Genomic DNA, 19,685 nt, shown 5'->3' on the forward strand with positions numbered 1-19,685 from the left:
GTCCATGGTCGGCGACGCCGGCCCTTTCAAGGCCGAATTGACCTGCAGGAGTGAGGTGTCGGACCAGAACTCGTCAGCAGGCCACCGACCGGGCAAGCGGATCGTCTACGCCGCGGGCGCGGTGTTGTGGCGGCAACGCTGCGCCGATTCGGTCAGCCCCGAACTGGAGATCGCCGTCATCCACCGTCCCCGCTACGACGACTGGTCGCTGCCCAAGGGCAAGGTCGACCCCGGCGAGACCGCACCCGTGGCCGCGGTACGCGAGGTGCTGGAGGAGACCGGACACCGCTGCATCCTGGGTCGGCGACTCAACAAGGTGAGCTATCCCATCGATCAGGGCGTCAAGAAGGTGTACTACTGGGTGGCCCGCAGCACCGGTGGCGAATTCACGCCGGGCAAGGAGGTCGACGAACTGGTCTGGTTGCCCGTCCCCGAGGCGATGGCGAAACTCGACTACGCCCAAGACCGAAATGTGTTGCAGCGCTTCACAAAATACCCGGCTGATACACATACGGTGTTGGTGGTCCGGCACGGCACGGCGGGCCGCAAGTCGCGCTTCTCTGGCGACGACACCAAGCGCCCGTTGGACAAGAGGGGCCGCGCGCAGGCGGAGGCGCTCGTTCCGCAGCTGTTGGCGTTCGGCGCCACCGACGTACATGCCGCCGACCGGCTGCGCTGCCACCAGACTGTGCAACCACTCGCCGAGGAACTCGGCGTCACCATCGAGAACGAACCCACCCTCACCGAAGAGTCGTATGCCAAGAATCCCAAACGCGGCCGGCATCGCCTGCTGCAGATCGCTGAGCGCCAGGGCACCCCGGTGATCTGCTCACAGGGCAAGGTGATTCCGGATCTGGTGGAGTGGTGGTGCGAGCGCGACGGGGTGCACGCCGACAATTCGCGCAACCACAAGGGAAGCACCTGGGTGCTGTCGCTCTACGACGGCCGACTGGTGGGGGCCGATCACATCGGCGGTGCACTGGCCGCGAACGTGCGAGCCTAGAAAACGAAATACCCTTCGGGGGCAGCGATGCCGCCCGAAGGGTATCCGCTTCTGAACTTGTTTACTTGCGACCGCGCTTGGCGGCGGTCTTCTTGGCCGGAGCCTTCTTGGCCGCGGTCTTCTTGGCCGGAGCCTTGGTCGCGGCCTTGCGCACCGGAGCCTTGGTCGCGGCCTTCTTCACCGGGGCCTTGGTCGCGGCCTTCTTGGCCGGGGCCTTGGTCGCGGCCTTCTTGGCCGGGGCCTTGGTCGCGGCCTTCTTGGCCGGGGCCTTGGTCGCGGCCTTCTTCACCGGGGCCTTCGTCGCGGCCTTCTTGGCTGCAGTCTTCTTGGCGGGAGCCTTCTTGGCAGCAGTTTTCTTGGCTGCGCCTCCTACAACACCACGTTTCACGGCCGGTCCTTCCGACGGGAGGCGCTGTGCGCCAGCGACAACCGCTTTGAATTGGGCGCCCGGTCGGAACGCCGGGACAGACGTCGGCTTTACCTTCACCGTCTCACCGGTACGCGGGTTGCGGGCCACACGAGCTGCGCGGCGCCGTTGTTCAAATACACCGAACCCGGTGATCGTTACGCTGTCACCCTTGTGCACCGCACGCACAATGGTGTCGACAACGTTCTCGACGGCGGCGGTCGCCTGCCGACGGTCCGAGCCCAATTTCTGTGTGAGCACATCTATGAGCTCTGCTTTGTTCATCCAAACCCTCCGAAGCCAGTGGTTCCATTTTTGGCAACCGACTAGCGAACACGGTAAACCCTGACCCAGCAAATTGCCAAGCGCCACGCGCAATTTCACGGCCACTCGACAGGAAATTTGGGAATCCGGTTGCCGCCCTTGGAAGGTGACGCCGGCGAAAAATAAGCCTTGCTAGCTAAGGCGATCGGAGCGAAATCTCACCCCGATCGGCGATTCACGGGGCCGGCACAGTGCACGGTTTCCAGTCCGGACGGACCGCCTCGAAAGACTCGATCTCGCCGAGTTTCCGCAGCGTAAGGCCTATATCGTCGAGTCCTTCGAGCAGCCGCCAGGCGGTGTGGTCGTCAATCCTGAACGGCAGCACCGTCGTTCCCGCGGTGATATTTCGATCTTGAAGATTGGCAGTGATTTCCAGCCCCGGGCTCTGCTCGATGAGCTTCCAAAGCAGTTCCACACCGTCCTGGTCGACTTCGGCAGCCAGCAGCCCCGCCTTGCCCGCGTTACCCCGAAAAATGTCGCCGAAACGAGACGAGATCACCACTCGGAACCCGTAGTCCATCAGTGCCCACACCGCATGCTCGCGCGACGATCCGGTGCCGAAGTCGGGACCGGCCACCAACACCGAGCCTCGGTCAAAGGGGCTGAGGTTGAGTACGAATGACGGATCCGACCGCCACGACGCGAACAAGCCGTCCTCGAATCCGGTTCGGGTGACGCGCTTCAGGTACACCGCCGGAATGATCTGATCGGTGTCGACATTGGAGCGGCGTAGCGGCACGCCAATCCCGGTGTGGGTCTGAAAAGGTTCCATCTTCGTCCTCGATTTCGTTTTCAGTTCAAGTCGGCCGGAGCGGACAACGTGCCACGGATCGCGGTTGCCGCCGCGACCGCCGGCGATACCAAATGTGTACGGCCGCCTTTGCCCTGCCGCCCTTCGAAGTTGCGGTTGGAGGTCGCGGCGCACCGCTCGCCGGGTGCGAGCTGATCGGGGTTCATGCCCAGGCACATCGAGCAGCCCGCCTGGCGCCATTCAGCGCCGGCAGCGGTGAAAATCTCGCCCAGCCCTTCGGCTTCGGCCTGTGAGCGCACCCGCATCGAGCCCGGGACCACCAGCATCCGCAGTCCCGGAGCTACCTTGCGACCGCGCAGCACGTCGGCCACCACCCGCAAATCTTCGATACGACCGTTGGTACAAGAGCCGACGAACACCGTGTCGACGGCGATTTCCCGCATCGGCATACCCGGCCGAAGGTCCATATACGCCAATGCTTTCTCGGCCGCCTGTCGTTCGGCATCGTCGGTCATCAACTCCGGATCGGGCACCGTGGCACCCAGCGGCACGCCCTGGCCCGGGTTGGTCCCCCAGGTGACGAACGGAGTCAACGATTGCGCATCCAGGTAAACCTCGGTGTCGAAGACTGCGCCCTCGTCGGTACGCAGCCGTTGCCAGTACTGCACGGCGGCATCCCATTGCGCTCCGGTCGGCGCGTGCGGTCGGCCACGCAGGAATTCGAACGTGATCTGATCCGGTGCGACCATTCCGGCCCGGGCGCCTGCTTCGATGCTCATGTTGCAGACCGTCATGCGGCCTTCCATGGATAGCGATTCGATGGCGCTGCCGCGATATTCGATGACATGGCCCTGCCCGCCGCCGGTACCGATCTTGGCGATCAGCGCGAGAATAATGTCCTTGGCCGTCACGCCGGGAGGCAACTCCCCATCGACATTCACCGCCATTGTCTTGAACGGCCGCAGCGGCAAAGTCTGAGTCGCCAGCACATGCTCGACCTCCGAAGTACCGATGCCCATTGCCAATGCGCCGAATGCGCCGTGCGTGGACGTGTGACTATCCCCACACACGATCGTCATTCCCGGTTGAGTGAGTCCTAATTGCGGCCCGACGACATGGACGATGCCCTGCTCGATATCGCCCATGGGATGCAGGCGCACACCGAATTCGGCACAGTTTGCCCGCAATGTCTCGACTTGAGTGCGCGATACCGGGTCGGCGATCGGCTTGTCGATGTCGACGGTGGGCACGTTGTGGTCCTCGGTGGCCAACGTCAGATCCGGCCGGCGCACGCGGCGACCGGCCAGGCGCAGACCGTCGAACGCCTGCGGGCTGGTGACCTCGTGCACCAAATGCAGGTCGATATAGATCAAGTCGGGCGCGCCGGCGCCTTCGGCTGCGGACCCGGATACCACGACGTGGTCCTCCCAAACCTTTTCGGCCAAGGTGCGCCGCCGGCTGTCGCCGGGCCCCTGCATTTCGGTTCCCACCGTGAACTCGCCTCGATTCGCCTCGTGCGGCTCGCCGACCATCTGGGCTGTGGTCTCATAATGCGAGACGCTAGTATCTCTGTATGAGACAGCATAGCGGCATCGGCGTCCTGGATAAAGCCGTGGAGGTGCTGCACACAATCGCGGAATCCCCCTGCGGGTTGGCCGAACTGTGCGAGCGGACCGGATTTCCGCGGGCCACCGCCTACCGGTTGGCGGCCGCGCTGGAAGTGCATCGCCTGGTTGCGCGCGATGACGACGGCCGTTGGCAGCTTGGCCCCGCGCTGACCGAACTTGCGGCGCACGTTGATGATCCGTTGCTGGCGGCAGGTGCGGCGATTTTGCCCCAATTACGCGAGACCACCGGCGAGAGCGTGCAGTTGTACCGGCGCGAGGGCAACTCGCGGGTTTGCGTGGCGGCCCTGGAACCAGCTGCGGGTCTGCGCGATACGGTCCCCGTCGGTGCTCGGCTGCCGATGACGGCGGGTTCGGGCGCCAAAGTCCTGTTGGCGCACAGCGATGCCGTCACGCAAAAGGCCGTCCTGCCAAACGCGATGTTCACCGAGCGGACACTGACCGAAGTACGCCGGCGCGGTTGGGCGCAAAGCGTCGCCGAGCGCGAGCCGGGAGTGGCAAGCGTCTCCGCGCCGGTGCGCGACGGCCGCGGTGCCGTCGTCGCGGCCGTCTCGGTCTCGGGGCCTATCGACCGGATCGGACGTCGCCCGGGTGCGCGCTGGGCGGCGGACCTGCTGGCCGCGGCCGAGGCGATGACCCGCCTTCTGTAACCAGGCGTCGGGCGATCGTGTCTTCGGAGTGCGCCCGCAGCAACCAGTGCAGACTGGCCGCGGGGCGCCTGTCAGACTGACCGCCATGGGAACCAACCAACGCGCGAGCATCGTCATGTCGGACGAGGAGATCGCCGATTTCGTCGAAAAAAGCCGTACTGGAACGCTGGCCACCGTCGGTCCCGATGGCCACCCGCACCTGACCGCTATGTGGTACGCCGTCGTCGACGGCGAAATCTGGCTGGAGACAAAAGCCAAGTCGCAAAAGGCGGTGAACCTGACCCGGGACCCGCGAGTGAGCTTCCTGATCGAGGACGGCAACACCTACGACACGCTGCGCGGTGTCTCCTTCGAGGGAGTCGCGGAGATCGTCGACGATCCGGACGTCGCACACCGGGTCGGGGTCAGCGTGTGGGAGCGCTACACCGGGCCCTATACCGACGAGATGAAGCCGTTCGTCGAGCAGATGATGAACAAGCGGGTCTGCGTACGCATCGTCGCTCGGCGCGCGCGCTCGTGGGATCACCGCAAACTTGGCTTGGCACCGATGCCGGTGGGAGGTTCCACGGCACCGGCCGTGCTGGGGACCGGCCGGTAACTGCGATCGCAGTGTTGTAGCCCCGATGGGATTCGAACCCACGCTACCGCCGTGAGAGGGCGGCGTCCTAGGCCGCTAGACGACGGGGCCAGAACCGATCCGAGCTGCCAGCATAGCTCACCGGGCGAGGGCGGCCTAATCGCTTGGCATCGCTCGACATCGCTTCGACAGCGGTGTGCAGCTCGACGGACTTGGCTGGGGTACCAGGACTCGAACCTAGAATGGCTGAACCAGAATCAGCTGTGTTGCCAATTACACCATACCCCATCGGCTGCCTATAACCGCTGGTCAGAGCGGTTACTGCGAGCTAGTGCCCGCCGGGAAACCACCGCTGCCAGCCGTCGTCGGCCTTTGCAAACCGCAGTGCAGACTACCAAAGACTCACCGGTCCTTCCGAATGCGCCGTCGGCTTCGGGCTACGGCGCGGCGATCTGGGCACGAGCGGCCCGCAGCCGGGCCAGGCTGCGATCGCAACCGAGCAGCTCCAACGACTCGAACAGTGGCGGGCTGATCGTCGTCCCGGTGACCGCGACCCGGATGGGGCCGAACGCCTTGCGCGGTTTGAGGCCCAGTCCCTCGATCAAGGCGGATTTCAGCGCCTCCTCGATGTGGGACGCGGTCCAGCCCGTCGCGCCGTCCAGGGCCGTCAGGGCGGCCTCCAGCACCGCTGCCCCGTCGGGCCCCAGCTCCTTGGCGGCGGCCCTGGGGTCGATCGCGTAGTCGTCGTCGTTGAGGAACCTCAGCAGATCCCAGGCATCGGCCAGCACCACGATGCGCGTCTGCACCAACCCGGCCGCGGTCGCGAACGCCGCCGCGTCCAGCGGCAGCCGATGCCCGTGTGCGACGAAATAGTCACGCAGCCGAGCGGTGAAGTCCTCGGCATCGAGCATCCGGATGTGTTCGGCGTTGATGGCGTCGGCCTTTTTCTGGTCGAAGCGGGCCGGGTTGGAGTTGACGTCGACCACGTCGAACGCGGCCACCATCTCGTCCAGGCTGAACACATCGTGATCGTCGGCGATCGCCCAGCCAAGCAGCGCAAGGTAATTCAGTAGGCCTTCCGGGATGAAGCCCCGGTCGCGGTGGGCGAATAGGTTGGACTGCGGGTCACGCTTGGACAGCTTCTTGGTGCCCTCGCCCAATACCGTTGGCAGGTGGGCGAATTCCGGAACGCGCTCGGCCACTCCGATGCGGATCAACGCCTGGTACAACGCCAGCTGACGCGGCGTGGAGGGCAGCAGGTCCTCGCCGCGTAGCACGTGGGTGATCTTCATCAGCGCGTCGTCGCACGGGTTGACCAAGGTGTACAACGGATCTCCGCTGGCGCGGGTCAACGCGAAATCGGGTACCGAGCCCGCCGCGAAGGTGGTGGCGCCGCGCACCAGGTCATTCCAGCGCAGGTCTTCGTCCGGCATCCGCAGGCGCACCACCGGCTTCCGGCCCTCGGCCAGGAACGCGGCGCGCTGGGCGTCGGTCAGTTGCCGGTCGAAGTTGTCGTAGCCCAGTTTGGGGTTGCGGCCGGCGGCAATGTGACGGGCCTCGACCTCCTCGGGGGTGGAAAACGCGTAGTAGGCCTCACCCGCCGCGAGCAGCTTGTCCACCACGTCGCGGTAGAGGTGACTGCGCTGCGATTGCCGATACGGAGCGTAGGGGCCGCCGATCTCGGGGCCCTCGTCCCAATCCAGACCGAGCCAGCGCAGCGCGTCGAGCAGAGCCAGATAGCTTTCCTCGCTGTCGCGCTGCGCGTCGGTGTCCTCGATCCGAAAGACGAAGGTTCCGCCGGTGTGCCGGGCGTACGCCCAGTTGAACAGCGCGGTGCGGACCATCCCGACGTGCGGAGTGCCGGTCGGCGATGGACAGAACCGGACTCGAACCCCGCTCGATGGGGTCACGACTTTCCTTTTCGGACCACGGGATTGGACAGCGTGCCGATGCCCTCGATGGTGATCGCGACGGTGTCACCGTCCTCAATGGGGCCGACTCCGGCTGGTGTCCCGGTAAGGATGAGGTCGCCGGGCAACAACGTCATCACCGCCGAGATCCACTCCACGATCGCGCCGACGTCGTGAATCAGCAGCGAGGTGCGGCTGTCCTGTTTGACCTCGCCGTTGACCTCGGTGCGCAGTGCGAGGTCGGACGGGTCTAGCGGGCTCAAGTCGGTCACGACCCACGGTCCGACCGGGCAAAAAGTGTCGTGCGCCTTGGCGCGAGTCCATTGCCCGTCCGCCTTTTGTTGATCGCGCGCCGACACGTCGTTGGCGATGGTGTAGCCGAGGATGTTGTCGGCGGCTTGGGCGGCGGGGACGTCCTTGCATGGGCGGCCGATCACCACCGCCAGCTCCCCTTCGAAGTGCACGGGTGATGCGTTGGCCGGCAACCGGATCGGCACGTTCGGCCCGATAATGGCGGTGTTGGGCTTGAGGAAGATGATCGGATCCTCCGCGGCGGGCCCGGTGGCGAATTTCGCCATTTCGGCGATGTGGTCGGCGTAGTTCTTGCCGATGCAGACGACCTTGCCCGCCAGCATCGGCGCTAACAGCCGAACGTCCGCGACGGGCCACGAGCGGCCGGTGAACGTCGGGGTGCCGAAGGGGTGTTCGGCAATTTCACGGGCAACCATCGCGCTGGGGTCCTCCAGCGGACCCTCAATGCTGACAAAGGAAACACCGTCCGGACTGGCGATTCGACCAAGGCGCATTCCGTCGAGCCTAGTGTCGGTCGCGAGACCGGCGGCAGCCGGGCGACGCGGGCCGACACCATCAACCCCGTGTCGGTCGCGAGACCGGCGGCAGCCGGGCGACGCGGGCCGACACCATCAACCCCGTGTCGGTCGCGAGACCGGCGGCAGCCGGGCGACGCGGGCCGACACCATCAACCCGTGTCGGTCGCGAGACCGGCGGCAGCCGGGCGACGCGGGCCGACACCATCAACCCGTGTCGGTCGCGAGACCGGCGGCAGCCGGGCGACGCGGGCCGACACCATCAACCCGTGTCGGTCGCGAGACCGGCGGCAGCCGGGCGACGCGGGCCGACACCATCAACCCGTGTCGGTCGCGAGACCGGCGGCAGCCGGGCGACGCGGGCCGACACCATCAACCCCGTGTCGGTCGCGAGACCGGCGGCAGCCGGGCGACGCGGGCCGACACGGGCGGCAACAGACCGGCGCACGGCCGCGGTCCAAACCTGATGCACCGTCCCAAATTGCCGTCGGCCGAGTCGCCACCTACTTGTGGAAACATGGACAAATGACGAAGGAGCCAACCGCGTCGGAATCACCGAACGCCGGCACACGCTGGGCGATCATGATCGTCGCGCTGGTTGTGACGTCGAGTTCCTTCCTGTTCATCAACGGCGTCGCGTTCCTGATCCCGGCGCTGGAAGCCGAACGCAAAACCTCGCTGGCCCAGGCCGGTCTGTTGTCCTCGATGCCCAGCTGGGGCATGGTCGTCACGCTCATCGCGTGGGGCTACGTACTCGATCGCGCCGGCGAGCGACTGGTCTTGACCGTGGGCTCGGCGCTCACGGCGGGCGCGGCCTACGCGGCGACCGCGACGGACTCGTTGGTGCGGGTCGGCCTATTCCTGTTCCTCGGGGGAATGGCCGCGGGCGGTTGTAATGCCGCCGGTGGCCGACTCGTGTCGGGCTGGTTCCCGCCGCAGCAACGTGGCCTGGCGATGGGAATTCGCCAGACCGCCCAACCGCTGGGTATTGCCCTGGGGGCCTTGGTAATACCCGAGTTGAGTGAGCACAGCCCGCACGCGGGCCTGATGTTTCCCGCAATCGCGTGCACGCTGGCCGCCCTGATCAGCCTGGTGGGCATAACCGACCCGCCGCGCAAATCCCGCGCATCGGCCACCGACCAGGAACTGGCGAGCCCCTATCGCGGCTCGTGGGTGCTGTGGCGAATCCACGCGGCGTCGGCATTGCTGATGATGCCGCAAACGGTGACCGTTACGTTCATGTTGGTCTGGCTGATTCGCAACGACGGCTGGTCGATCGCGTCCGCCGGCGCGGCGATGACCGTCTCGCAACTGCTTGGCGCGCTGGGCCGCATCCTGGTGGGGCGATGGTCAGACCGCATCGGCTCGAGGATGCGCCCCGTCGCCCTGATCGCCGCCGCCGCGGCTCTCACCCTGTTTGCGCTGGCGTTCGCCGACGGCCGGACTTCGCGTTACGAAGTGCCGCTGATGATCCTCGTCTCGGTGATCGCGGTGCTCGACAACGGATTGGAAGCAACCGCGATCACCGAGTTCGCCGGCCCGTTCTGGAGCGGGCGGGCGCTGGGTATCCAGAACACCACCCAGCGGCTGATGGCGGCAGCGGGACCCCCGCTTTTCGGTGCGTTCATCAGTGCGGCGCGGTATCCGCCGGCGTGGGCGTTGTGCGGGTTGTTTCCGCTACTGGCGATCCCGGTGGTGCCGATCCGTTTGCTACCACCGGGTTTGGAAACTACAGCGCGGCTGCAATCCGTTCGCCGACTTCGCTGGTGGCGAGCTGTTCGTTTCCCCGCGACGCCAGATAGGTCTCGACGGCCCGCTCCACCCGACTAGCGGCTTCGGCCTCGCCAAGATGGGCGAGCAGCAACCCTACCGAGATGATCGCCGCGGTCGGATCCGCGACGCCCTTGCCGGCGATGTCGGGCGCGCTGCCGTGCACCGGCTCGAACATCGACGGGTTGGTTCGGGTGGCATCGATGTTTCCGCTGGCGGCCAAGCCAATTCCGCCCGACACCGCAGCGGCCAGGTCGGTGATGATGTCACCGAATAGGTTGTCGGTGACGATCACATCGAAACGCCCCGGGTCGGTCACCAGGAAGATGGTGGCGGCGTCGACGTGTTGATAGGCCACCTCGACATCGGGATACTCCGCAGCGACGTCGGCGAAGACGCGCGACCATAGTTTCCCGGCGAACGCCAGCACATTGTTCTTGTGTACCAACGTCACATGGTTGCGGCGCTGTTGGGCCCGCTCGAATGCGTCCTTGACGACGCGGCGCACGCCGTACGCGGTGTTGACGCTCACCTCGGTGGCCACTTCGTGCGCGGTGCCCGCCCGGATCGCCCCGCCGTTACCCGTATAGGGTCCCTCGGTACCCTCCCGCACCACCACGAAATCGATGTCGGGGTTTCCCGCGAGCGGGCTGTGCACACCCTTGTAGAGCCGGGCCGGTCGCAGGTTGACGTGATGATCGAGCTCAAAGCGCAGCCGCAACAACAGGCCTCGCTCCAGCACGCCGCTGGGCACCGAGGGGTCACCGATCGCCCCGAGCAGAATCGCGTCGTGCTGTCGCAGTTCGGCGAGCGCCGACTCCGGCAGCAACTCGCCGGTGGCGTGATAGCGCCGCGCACCGAGGTCGTACTCGGTCTTCTGCACGCCCGGTTTGACCGCATCGAGGACCTTGACCGCCTCGGCGACCACCTCCGGACCGATACCGTCGCCGCCAATGATCGCCAATTTCATGACAGGTCAACCACTTCCAGTTTGTTGGCGCCGACGGCGGCCGAGATCGCCGATCGGACATCGGTGGGCACATCCTGATCGAGCCGCAACAGGATCGTCGCGCTCGGCCCCTCGGCATCCTCGGAGAGCTGCGCGGCTTGAATATTCACGCCGGCTTCACCGAGGATAGTGCCGATCTTCCCCAACGCCCCGGGCGCATCGGCGTAGTTGATCACCAGGTTGGTGCCCTGCGCGCGCAGGTCGAAGTTGCGGCCGTTGATCTGAACGATCTTCTCGACCAGCTGCGGCCCGGACAAGGTGCCGGCCACGTTGACGGTGGAGCCGTCGTGGGCCACGGCACGCGCATCCAAGACGCTGCGGTGGTTGGGACTTTCGGTGGCCGTGCTGATGTCGGCGGTCACTCCGCGTTCGGCGGCCAACGCCGGCGCGTTGACGAAGGTGACGGGATCTTCGATGACCGCCGAGAACAGCCCTCGCAAGGCCGAAAGTCGCAGCACCTCAACATCTTCGGATGCCAGCTCGCCGCGTACCTGGACTGACAACGAGGCCGGCAGACCGTCGGACAGCGCGGCGGCCAATACCCCGAGTTTGCGTGCCAGGTCCAGCCACGGCGCCACCTCTTCGTTGACCACGCCGCCGCCGACATTGACCGCGTCGGGTACGAACTCGCCGGCCAGCGCGAGCCGTACGCTTTCGGCCACATCGGTGCCCGCACGGTCCTGCGCCTCGGCGGTTGATGCACCCAGGTGGGGCGTCACCACCACTTGCGGCAAGTCGAAAAGCGGGCTGTCCGTACAGGGCTCGCTGGCGAACACGTCGAGCCCGGCGGCGCGGACATGACCGCTGGTGATCGCCTCGGCCAGCGCCGCCTCGTCGACCAGACCGCCGCGCGCGGCGTTGACGATGATGACGCCGGGCTTGGTCTTGGCCAGCGCCTCCTTGTCGATTAGCCCCGCCGTCTCCGGCGTCTTCGGCAGATGCACCGAGATGAAGTCGGCGCGCGCCAGTAGGTCGTCCAGCGGCAGCAGTTCGATACCGAGCTGCGCGGCGCGCGCCGGCGAGACGTAGGGATCGTAGGCGACGATGTGGGTGCCGAACGCCGCGAGCCGCGCCGCGACCAATTGGCCGATTCGGCCCAGCCCGACGATGCCGACGGTCTTGTCGAAGAGTTCGGTGCCCGAAAATGACGAGCGTTTCCACGTGTGTTGGCGCAATGTGGCGTCAGCCGCCGCGATCTGTCGGGATGCGGCCAGCAGCAACGCGATCGCGTGCTCGGCGGCGCTGTGGATGTTCGACGTGGGCGCGTTGACGACCAGCACACCGCGTTCGGTGGCTGCGTCGACGTCGACGTTGTCCAAGCCGACGCCGGCGCGGGCCACGATCTTGAGTTTGGGCGCGGCCGCCAGGACCTCGGCGTCGACGGTGGTCGCCGACCGCACCAGCAGCGCGTCGGCCTCGGGCACCGCCGCCAACAGCTTCTCTCGGTCCGGTCCGTCTACCCATCGCACCTCGACCTGGTCGCCCAAGGCGGCGACAGTCGATTGAGCGAGTTTGTCGGCGATCAATACAACAGGCAAGTTCACCCGACCAGGCTATAGGCCGGGGTCTGGACTGTAATTGACCGGTGGACGTCACCGTCGTCGGCAGCGGACCCAACGGCTTGGCCACCGCCGTCATATGTGCCCGCGCTGGACTCAAAGTGCAGGTCATCGAGGCACAGCAGACGCTGGGTGGCGGGGCCCGCACCGCGACCGACCCAGAATTTGCCGGAGTTGAACACGACATCTGCTCGGCCGTGCATCCCCTGGCGCTGGCCTCACCGTTTTTCGCCGAGTTCGACCTGGCCGCACGCGGCGTGCAGCTGAAAGTGCCCGACATCGCCTACGGCAATCCGCTGCCGGGCCGGCCGGCCGCGATCGCCTACCGCGACCTCGAAGGCACCTGCGCCGAGCTGTCCGACGGTGCGTCCTGGCGGAAACTGCTCGCCCCACTGGTGACGGACTGGGCGGCGGTGGTGGACGTTCTGCTCGGCGACAAGCGTTCCATGCCGGCGTCGCTGCCCGCGGCGCTGCGCCTGGGGATGCGAATGCTGGCCCAGGGCACGCCGGCCTGGGGCTCGCCGGTGGGTTTACTGAGCGGCGCTGACAACCGAGCCTTGTTCACCGGCGTTGCCGCCCATGTGCTTTCGCGCATGCCGTCCATCACCGCGGCCGGAGCCGGGTTGCTGCTGGCCGTGCTGGCGCACGCGGTGGGCTGGCCGATTCCGGTGGGCGGCAGCCAGGCGATCACCGACGCGTTACTCGCCGACCTGCGCGCGCACGGCGGCGAAGTGACCGCCGGTGTCGAAATCACCGAGCCGCCAAGCGGTGTCGTTGCGTTCGATACGGCGCCCACCGCCCTCCTGCGGATCTACGGCCGGAGTTTTCCAGGGCTGCCAAAGCGCTACGCAAAAGCTTTGCGCCGCTACCACTTTGGGCCCGGTGTTGCCAAGGTCGATTTCGTCCTCAACGGCGAGATTCCCTGGTCGGATCCGCGCCTGCGGGCCGCGCCCACCCTGCATCTGGGCGGCACCCGCGAACAGATGGCGTTCGCCGAGAAGGAGATCGCAGCCGGACGGCACGCGCAGTGGCCGATGGTGCTGGCCGCCGCGCCGCACCTCGTCGATCCCGGCCGCATCGACGCCGGGGGCCGTCGACCGTTCTGGACGTACGCCCACGTGCCGGCTGGTTCCACGCTCGACGCGACCGAAGCCGTCACCGCGACCGTCGAACGATTCGCCCCCGGCTTCCGCGACATCGTGGTCGCCGCCCGGACGGTCCCCGCCGCGCAGTTGGCCGCCCACAACGCCAACTACGTCGGCGGTGACATCGGCATGGGCGCGAACTCGGCCTGGCGCGCGATCGCCGGGCCCACACCGCGCGTCGACCCGTGGCGCACGCCGATTCCGCGGGCATATCTGTGTTCGGCGGCCACCCCGCCGGGCGGCGGCGTGCACGGCATGGCCGGGTATTACGCCGCCCGCAGCTTGTTGCGCCGCGAGTTCGGCATCACTCAAATGCCGGCGCTGCGGCCTAAGCTGACCGCGTGACCAAACTCGCAGTCATCTACTACTCGGCCACCGGCCACGGCACCACAATGGCCAAGCGCGTCGCCGCTGCGGCCGAGGCCGCCGGCGCCGAGGTTCGCATTCGCCCGGTTGCCGAGACGCGCGACCCAGCGTCCTTCGCGCAGAACCCCGCGTGGACGGCGAACTACCACGCCACCAAAGACCTGCCGGCCGCGACCGGCGAGGACATCGTCTGGGCCGATGCCGTTGTCTTCGGCTCCCCCACTCGCTTCGGCTCGCCCGCCGCTCAGCTCCGCGACTTCCTGGACTCGCTGGGCGGGCTGTGGGCCGAGGGCAAGCTGGCCGACAAGGTGTACGCGGGGTTCACATCCTCGAATACCCTGCACGGTGGTCAGGAGACGACGCTGGTCTCGCTCTACTTGACGCTGATGCACTTCGGCGGCATCCTCGTCCCGCCGGGCTACACCGATCCGTGCAAGTTCGTCGACGGCAACCCGTATGGGGCCAGCCTGGTCAGCACCCACGACAACATCGAGCACATCGGTGAGGTCACGGCCGCCGCGTTGGAACACCTGGCGCGCCGGGTCGTGACGATCGCCGACCGCCTTTCGTCGTAGCCCAGCGCGCTTGCGCCCGGCTGGCCGGGCGGTCGTAACCTTGCGCCCGGCTGGCCGGGCGATCGAAGCCCGCCGCCCGGCCAAGCGCTCGGTAAAGGTGTTACGCCGTCTCGGTGATCGGGCGGTCGACCCAACTCATCAGATCGCGCAGCTTCTTGCCGGTGACCTCGATCGGGTGCTCGGCGTTCTCCTTGCGCAACTGCTCGAGCTGCTTGTTGCCACCTTCGACGTTGGCAACAAGTTTCTTGGTGAATTCGCCGCTTTGGATGTCGCGCAGGATCTCCCGCATCCGCTCCTTGGTGCCGGCGTCGATGACACGCGGACCAGACAGGTAGCCGCCGAACTCCGCGGTGTCGGACACCGAGTAGTTCATCCGCGCAATGCCACCCTCGTACATCAGGTCCACGATCAGCTTCAGCTCGTGCAGCACCTCGAAGTAGGCCATCTCCGGTGGGTAGCCCGCCTCGACCATCACATCGAAACCGGTCTTCACCAATTCCTCAGTGCCACCGCACAATACGGCCTGCTCACCGAACAGGTCGGTCTCTGTCTCGTCCTTGAAGGTGGTCTTGATGACGCCGGCGCGGGTGCCGCCGATGGCCTTGGCGTAGGACAGCGCCAGCGCCTGGCCGTTGCCGGTCGGGTCCTGGTCGATCGCGATCAACGCGGGCACACCCTTGCCGTCGACAAACTGCCGGCGCACCAGGTGGCCAGGCCCCTTCGGCGCGACCATCGCGACGGTGACATTCGCCGGCGGCTTGATCAGATCGAAGTGAATGTTCAGCCCGTGGCCGAAGAACAACGCATCGCCGTCTTTCAGGTTGGGCTCGATGTCGTTGGTGAAGATCTCGGCCTGCGCGGTGTCGGGGGCCAGCAGCATGATGACGTCGGCCCACTTGGCGACCTCGGCAGGGGTGTCGACCTCGAGACCCTGCTCCTCGACCTTGGGCCGCGACTTCGAGCCTTCCTTGAGGCCGACGCGCACCTGCACACCGGAGTCGCGCAGGCTCAGCGAATGCGCGTGGCCCTGACTGCCGTATCCGATGACGCCGACCTTGCGACCCTGGATGATCGACAGATCCGCGTCGTCGTCATAAAACATCTCTAATGCCTCTGGCACGGTGAATTTCTCCTTCTCATTTGCCTTCTCGGCGGCCTTCTCGGGCAGCCTTTCGGGTGCGCGGCGTTACTTGGCGGTGCCGATGCCGCGTGGGCCGCGGGATAGCGAAACCACACCCGATTGGACGATCTCTCGGATACCGAACGGTTCGAGCACGCGCAACAGCGCCTCGAGCTTACCGCGGGTACCGGTGGCCTCTACGGTCAGCGATTCAGGGGAAACGTCGATGACCTTGGCACGGAACAGGTTTGCTGCCTCGACTACCTGTGCCCGGGTGGCAGCGTCGGCGCGCACCTTGATGAGCGCCAATTCGCGAGCCACCGAGTTGTCCTCGTCCTGCTCGACGATCTTGATGACGTTGATCAACTTGTTTAGCTGCTTGGTGACTTGTTCGAGCGGTGTTTCCTCGGCGGAAACGACGATTGTCATGCGCGACATGTCCTTCTGTTCGGTGGCACCCACCGCGAGCGACTCGATGTTGAAGCCACGCCGAGAGAACAGTGCCGCGACGCGCGCGAGCACACCGGGTTTGTCTTCCACCAACACCGACAAGGTGTGCGTCTTCGTATACATCAGGCGTGCCCCTCGGTCTCGTCGTCGAACAGCGGGCGGATTCCGCGGGCGTGCTGGATCTCGTCATTGCTGGTGCCGGCGGCCACCATCGGCCACACCTGAGCGTCGGCGCCGACGATGAAGTCGATCACCACCGGGCAGTCGTTGATCGCACGCGCCTGGTTGATCACGTCAACGACGTCTTCCTCACGCTCGCAACGCAATCCGACGCAACCCAACGCCTCGGCCAGCTTCACGAAATCCGGGATGCGGCGCGAATGCGTGGCCAGGTCGGTTTGGGAGTAGCGCTCCTCATAGAACAGGCTCTGCCACTGCCGCACCATGCCCAGGTTGCCGTTGTTGATCAGCGCCACCTTGATGGGTATGCCCTCGACCGCGCAGGTGGCCAACTCCTGGTTGGTCATCTGGAAGCATCCGTCGCCGTCGATCGCCCAGACCTCCGCCTCGGGCCGAGCGACTTTGGCGCCCATGGCGGCCGGGATCGCGAAGCCCATCGTGCCCAGGCCGCCGGAGTTCAGCCAGGTGCGCGGGTTTTCGTAGGAGATGAACTGCGCTGCCCACATCTGGTGCTGACCGACGCCGGCAACGTACACCGCCTCGGGCCCGGCGATCTTGCCGAGCTGCTCGATCACGTACTCCGGGCTCAGGCTGCCGTCACTTTGCGGGCCGTAGCTGAGCGGATAGGTGGACTGAACATCGTTCAGATAAGCCCACCACGCGTCCATCTCCGGAACCTTGGCGGTACCGGCATCCCCATCCTGGCGAAGCATCGCGATCAGGTCGGTGATGACAGCCTTGACGTCGCCGACGATCGGCACGTCGGCCACCCGGTTCTTGCCGATCTCGGCCGGGTCGATGTCGGCGTGGATGACCTTGGCTTCGGGCGCAAAGGAATCGAGCTTTCCCGTTACGCGATCGTCGAAGCGGGTGCCCAACGCGATCAGCAGATCGCTGCGCTGCAGCGCGGCCACCGCTGCGACCGTGCCGTGCATGCCCGGCATGCCCAGGTTCTGCCGGTGGCTGTCCGGGAACGCGCCCCGCGCCATCAGCGTGGTGACGACCGGAATCCCGGTCAGCTCGGCCAGATCCCGCAACTCCTCGGTCGCTTCGCCGCGGATGACACCACCGCCGACGTACAGCACAGGTTTGCGCGAACGTGCGATCAGCTTGGCCGCCTCCCGGATCTGGCGGTTGTGCGGCTTGGTGTTCGGCTTGTAGCCCGGCAGGTCCATCCGCGGCGGCCAGCTGAACGTGCACTGGCCCTGCAGCACGTCCTTGGGAATATCGACGAGCACTGCGCCCGGCCGTCCCGACGCCGCGATGTGAAATGCCTCGGCCAGCACCCGGGGAATGTCGTCCCCGGAGCGAACCAGGAAGTTGTGCTTGGTAATCGGCATGGTGATGCCCGAAATGTCGGCTTCTTGAAAGGCGTCGGTGCCGATCAGGCCACGCCCGACTTGCCCGGTGACCGCAACCACGGGGATCGAGTCCATCTGCGCGTCCGCCAGCGGGGTCACCAGGTTGGTGGCCCCCGGACCCGAGGTGGCCATCATGACGCCGACCTTGCCGGTGGCGTGCGCATAACCGCTCGCCGCGTGACCGGCGCCCTGCTCGTGCCGAACCAGCACGTGCCGCAGCTTCTTCGAGTCGAACAGCGGGTCGTAGACGGGAAGCACCGCGCCACCCGGGATCCCGAAAATGACCTCCACGCCGAGTTCCTCGAGTGACCGGATCACCGACTGGGCCCCGGTAAGTTGTTGCGGTGCAACGTGTTTGGTTTTCGCGGCCGGGACGTTGGCGGCGGCGGTAGCGTCCGGGCCGTCCGATGCCCAGTCGCCGTTCGCCGACCCGGCTCGTTGGTGCCTGGTGGGTGCGCTCACTCTGGTCCTATCTTGTTGGGCTGGCTGTGGAAGTTTTGTCGACGCAAGAAAAAACCCCCGTCAGCTCCCGCTGATCGAGGGTTGCGCGTTGGTACCGGATCGCTTCACATGCTGAAGGAGCTAGTCAGGCACCAACGCGCCGACTAATTACTACGAGCATCCCGGGCTGTCCGGCGGTATCCATAGCCCTCGACGGTAGCCTTCGCACTGCTCAACCGTCAAATCCGGGTCCGCCGGTCCCCGTCGGCGCCGCGCAATGGTCGGCTCGGGCCGGGTGAAATGATGCTGGGGTGGCCTCCGGTTCTGCTGCCCCGACTCCCACCCCCGTCGTCATCCGGATCTCGCCGATGGCGCATTTAGCCGTGGGGTTTTTGACCCTCGGGCTGCTGATCCCGGTGTTGTATTGGCCGCCCTCGGCGCCGCTGCTCGGCCTGCCGGTGCTGTTGTCGGCGATGATCGTCCGGCTGCGCACGGTGGCAGACGACTACGGTGTGACCGTCCGGAACCTGCTGAGCAGCCAGACCGTGGCGTGGGACCACATCGACGGGCTGCGCTTCCACCGCGGCTCCTGGGCGCGCGCCAAGCTCAAGGACGGAGCGGAGCTGCGTCTGCCGGCCGTCACGTTCGCGACGCTGCCGCAGCTGGCGGCCGCCAGTTCCGGCCGGGTGCCCAACCCTTACCGCTGACGCGGGTCAGGCCACCGGGTTGACGCCAGTGAGCAGCACCCACACCGCGATACCGGCGGCGATACCGGCCAGCAGGGCCACAAACGACCCGATGAACGGCCGGTGCGCCCAGCCGCGGTTGGTGTCCAGGCTGTAGCGGCCCGGTCCGGCCAGGATGACCGCGACGGCCATCACGATCAGCGAGATCTGGTATTCGTGACCCTGCGGCAAGAAGAACGCGAACGTGTGCGGGCGCGCCGAGACGGTGGCCAGCATGCCGTTGATCAGGAAGGCCAGCGCGCCCGCCGCGGCCACCGGGGTGAACAGCCCCAACATCAGCAGCGCGGCCGCGACGATCTCACCGCCGGCGCTCACGTAGGACAGGATGTCGGCGTGCTGGTAGCCAACGTCGGACAGCGAGTTTTTGAAGCTGGCCATCCCCTGTCCGCCCCACCAGCCGAACAACTTCTGTAGACCGTGCGCCCCCAGCACCACCCCGAGGCCTACCCGCAGCACCAGCAACCCCAGGTGCTGGGTGCCGCGCCGGCCGACGGCGCGTTGCCGCTCGTAGTCCTCGCTCGGGTCGATCTCGGTGGGCTCGGCGGCCAGATGCCGCGGTGCCGACGCCGACACCGGAGGGGCCGGCGGTTGCGGCTGCACGTAGGGCAGCGGCTCCTGCTGGTCGAGCACGTGGTAGGTCGGCGCCGCGGGTAGCACAGCCTGGTTGGGGTCCTGGTAGGGGATGACGGTGGTGGTACCGAAGTCGCCCGGATACCCGACGGGGGTCAGGTCATCTTCGGGGTCGACCAAGCGCGCTGCGGCGGGGCGTCCCGGGGCCGGCTCCGGTGCGTCTCCGGGCCGCTGCCATGGTGCGTCATTAGATTGACCGGTCACGGGTGTCAGGGTAAGGGCATCGACGCCCGAATTGGGGATTTGAGCGGCGCTTTCGC

At 66.5% G+C, this 19,685-nt stretch carries 18 protein-coding genes and 2 tRNA genes; 7 read left to right on the forward strand and 13 right to left on the reverse strand.

The window, feature by feature from the left end; genetic code table 11:
• The first annotated feature begins 55 nt into the window (after positions 1–55).
• A complete protein-coding gene (gene mutT1, locus G6N33_RS04010; protein WP_044513098.1) occupies positions 56–1,003 on the forward strand; it encodes an 8-oxo-(d)GTP phosphatase MutT1 in 948 nt (315 codons plus the stop codon).
• 61 nt (positions 1,004–1,064) lie between these two features.
• Here the strand turns inward: mutT1 and G6N33_RS04015 are convergent, their stop codons facing one another.
• The 3 genes from G6N33_RS04015 to leuC form a co-directional block, all read right to left on the reverse strand.
• Positions 1,065–1,694, reverse strand: coding sequence for an HU family DNA-binding protein (locus tag G6N33_RS04015; protein WP_101528677.1), 630 nt, complete (start codon positions 1,692–1,694; stop codon positions 1,065–1,067).
• A 214-nt stretch (positions 1,695–1,908) separates the two neighbouring features.
• Complete coding sequence (gene leuD, locus G6N33_RS04020; RefSeq protein WP_044510635.1) at positions 1,909–2,505, reverse strand: 3-isopropylmalate dehydratase small subunit; 597 nt, start codon at positions 2,503–2,505, stop codon at positions 1,909–1,911.
• A gap of 20 nt (positions 2,506–2,525) precedes the next feature.
• Positions 2,526–3,962 carry a 3-isopropylmalate dehydratase large subunit gene (gene leuC / locus G6N33_RS04025; RefSeq protein WP_044513096.1) on the reverse strand — a complete coding sequence of 479 codons (1,437 nt, stop codon included), beginning with the start codon at positions 3,960–3,962 and terminating at the stop codon, positions 2,526–2,528.
• Positions 3,963–4,057: 95 nt separating this feature from the next.
• On the opposite strand from leuC, the gene G6N33_RS04030 reads away from it, so the two are divergent.
• On the forward strand, positions 4,058–4,759 hold the full coding sequence (locus tag G6N33_RS04030; RefSeq protein WP_044510634.1) for an IclR family transcriptional regulator: 702 nt from the start codon (positions 4,058–4,060) through the stop codon (positions 4,757–4,759).
• Between the two features lie 85 nt (positions 4,760–4,844).
• Complete coding sequence (locus G6N33_RS04035) at positions 4,845–5,357, forward strand: pyridoxamine 5'-phosphate oxidase family protein (RefSeq protein ID WP_044510632.1); 513 nt, start codon at positions 4,845–4,847, stop codon at positions 5,355–5,357.
• Positions 5,358–5,374: 17 nt separating this feature from the next.
• Here the strand turns inward: G6N33_RS04035 and G6N33_RS04040 are convergent.
• The 4 genes from G6N33_RS04040 to G6N33_RS04055 form a co-directional block, all read right to left on the reverse strand.
• A tRNA-Glu gene (locus G6N33_RS04040) sits at positions 5,375–5,447 on the reverse strand.
• A gap of 102 nt (positions 5,448–5,549) precedes the next feature.
• Positions 5,550–5,624 (reverse strand) — tRNA-Gln (locus tag G6N33_RS04045).
• Positions 5,625–5,773: 149 nt separating this feature from the next.
• A complete protein-coding gene (gene gltX, locus G6N33_RS04050) occupies positions 5,774–7,180 on the reverse strand; it encodes a glutamate--tRNA ligase (RefSeq protein ID WP_044510631.1) in 1,407 nt (468 codons plus the stop codon).
• 62 nt (positions 7,181–7,242) lie between these two features.
• Entirely contained in the window at positions 7,243–8,052 is an 810-nt protein-coding gene (locus G6N33_RS04055; RefSeq protein WP_044510629.1) for a fumarylacetoacetate hydrolase family protein, read from the reverse strand.
• 546 nt (positions 8,053–8,598) lie between these two features.
• Here G6N33_RS04055 and G6N33_RS04060 point away from each other — a divergent pair.
• Positions 8,599–9,903, forward strand: coding sequence for an MFS transporter (locus G6N33_RS04060; protein WP_044510628.1), 1,305 nt, complete (start codon positions 8,599–8,601; stop codon positions 9,901–9,903).
• Here the strand turns inward: G6N33_RS04060 and G6N33_RS04065 are convergent.
• Both G6N33_RS04065 and serA read right to left on the reverse strand, forming a co-directional pair.
• Positions 9,803–10,813, reverse strand: coding sequence for a 3-isopropylmalate dehydrogenase (locus tag G6N33_RS04065; RefSeq protein ID WP_044510626.1), 1,011 nt, complete (start codon positions 10,811–10,813; stop codon positions 9,803–9,805). The two genes, G6N33_RS04060 and G6N33_RS04065, sit on opposite strands and share 101 nt — an antisense overlap.
• The gene (gene serA, locus G6N33_RS04070; RefSeq protein WP_044510625.1) at positions 10,810–12,396 is read right to left on the reverse strand and encodes a phosphoglycerate dehydrogenase; all 1,587 of its coding nucleotides are present in this window, start codon (positions 12,394–12,396) and stop codon (positions 10,810–10,812) included. Before serA ends, G6N33_RS04065 begins: the two co-directional genes overlap by 4 nt.
• Positions 12,397–12,437: 41 nt before the next feature.
• On the opposite strand from serA, the gene G6N33_RS04075 reads away from it, so the two are divergent.
• Positions 12,438–13,901 (forward strand): phytoene desaturase family protein, encoded by a 1,464-nt coding sequence (locus G6N33_RS04075; RefSeq protein WP_044510623.1) that lies wholly within the window; start codon positions 12,438–12,440, stop codon positions 13,899–13,901.
• Positions 13,898–14,497 (forward strand): NAD(P)H:quinone oxidoreductase, encoded by a 600-nt coding sequence (gene wrbA / locus G6N33_RS04080; protein WP_044510622.1) that lies wholly within the window; start codon positions 13,898–13,900, stop codon positions 14,495–14,497. The genes G6N33_RS04075 and wrbA overlap by 4 nt, the downstream gene beginning before the upstream one ends.
• 100 nt (positions 14,498–14,597) lie before the next feature.
• On the opposite strand, the gene ilvC is transcribed toward wrbA, so the two are convergent.
• From ilvC to G6N33_RS04095, 3 genes are all read right to left on the reverse strand, one after another.
• Positions 14,598–15,599, reverse strand: coding sequence for a ketol-acid reductoisomerase (ilvC, locus tag G6N33_RS04085; protein WP_044510620.1), 1,002 nt, complete (start codon positions 15,597–15,599; stop codon positions 14,598–14,600).
• Positions 15,600–15,683: 84 nt separating this feature from the next.
• Positions 15,684–16,190, reverse strand: coding sequence for an acetolactate synthase small subunit (gene ilvN / locus G6N33_RS04090; protein WP_044510618.1), 507 nt, complete (start codon positions 16,188–16,190; stop codon positions 15,684–15,686).
• A complete protein-coding gene (locus G6N33_RS04095; protein WP_232069463.1) occupies positions 16,190–18,070 on the reverse strand; it encodes an acetolactate synthase large subunit in 1,881 nt (626 codons plus the stop codon). The genes ilvN and G6N33_RS04095 overlap by 1 nt, the downstream gene beginning before the upstream one ends.
• Before the next feature lie 347 nt (positions 18,071–18,417).
• Here G6N33_RS04095 and G6N33_RS04100 point away from each other — a divergent pair, with 347 nt between their 5' ends.
• Positions 18,418–18,756 carry a PH domain-containing protein gene (locus G6N33_RS04100; RefSeq protein WP_044510615.1) on the forward strand — a complete coding sequence of 113 codons (339 nt, stop codon included), beginning with the start codon at positions 18,418–18,420 and terminating at the stop codon, positions 18,754–18,756.
• Positions 18,757–18,762: 6 nt separating this feature from the next.
• Here the strand turns inward: G6N33_RS04100 and G6N33_RS04105 are convergent, their stop codons facing one another.
• Positions 18,763–19,629, reverse strand: a complete 867-nt coding sequence (locus tag G6N33_RS04105) for a DoxX family protein (RefSeq protein WP_044513095.1) — start codon at positions 19,627–19,629, stop codon at positions 18,763–18,765.
• Positions 19,630–19,685: the final 56 nt, after the last annotated feature.

It is taken from the genome of Mycobacterium simiae, from assembly GCF_010727605.1.
In the GTDB taxonomy this organism is placed as follows: domain Bacteria; phylum Actinomycetota; class Actinomycetes; order Mycobacteriales; family Mycobacteriaceae; genus Mycobacterium; species Mycobacterium simiae.

Coding starts and splice junctions, on each gene's coding strand:
- G6N33_RS04015 (WP_101528677.1), bottom strand. CDS start 1,694: ATGAACAAAGCAGAGCTCATAGATGTGCTCACACAGAAATTGGGCTCG.
- leuD (WP_044510635.1), bottom strand. CDS start 2,505: ATGGAACCTTTTCAGACCCACACCGGGATTGGCGTGCCGCTACGCCGC.
- leuC (WP_044513096.1), bottom strand. CDS start 3,962: ATGCAGGGGCCCGGCGACAGCCGGCGGCGCACCTTGGCCGAAAAGGTT.
- G6N33_RS04030 (WP_044510634.1), top strand. CDS start 4,058: ATGAGACAGCATAGCGGCATCGGCGTCCTGGATAAAGCCGTGGAGGTG.
- G6N33_RS04035 (WP_044510632.1), top strand. CDS start 4,845: ATGGGAACCAACCAACGCGCGAGCATCGTCATGTCGGACGAGGAGATC.
- gltX (WP_044510631.1), bottom strand. CDS start 7,180: ATGGTCCGCACCGCGCTGTTCAACTGGGCGTACGCCCGGCACACCGGC.
- G6N33_RS04055 (WP_044510629.1), bottom strand. CDS start 8,052: ATGCGCCTTGGTCGAATCGCCAGTCCGGACGGTGTTTCCTTTGTCAGC.
- G6N33_RS04060 (WP_044510628.1), top strand. CDS start 8,599: ATGACGAAGGAGCCAACCGCGTCGGAATCACCGAACGCCGGCACACGC.
- G6N33_RS04065 (WP_044510626.1), bottom strand. CDS start 10,813: ATGAAATTGGCGATCATTGGCGGCGACGGTATCGGTCCGGAGGTGGTC.
- ilvC (WP_044510620.1), bottom strand. CDS start 15,599: ATGTTTTATGACGACGACGCGGATCTGTCGATCATCCAGGGTCGCAAG.
- ilvN (WP_044510618.1), bottom strand. CDS start 16,190: ATGTATACGAAGACGCACACCTTGTCGGTGTTGGTGGAAGACAAACCC.
- G6N33_RS04100 (WP_044510615.1), top strand. CDS start 18,418: ATGGCGCATTTAGCCGTGGGGTTTTTGACCCTCGGGCTGCTGATCCCG.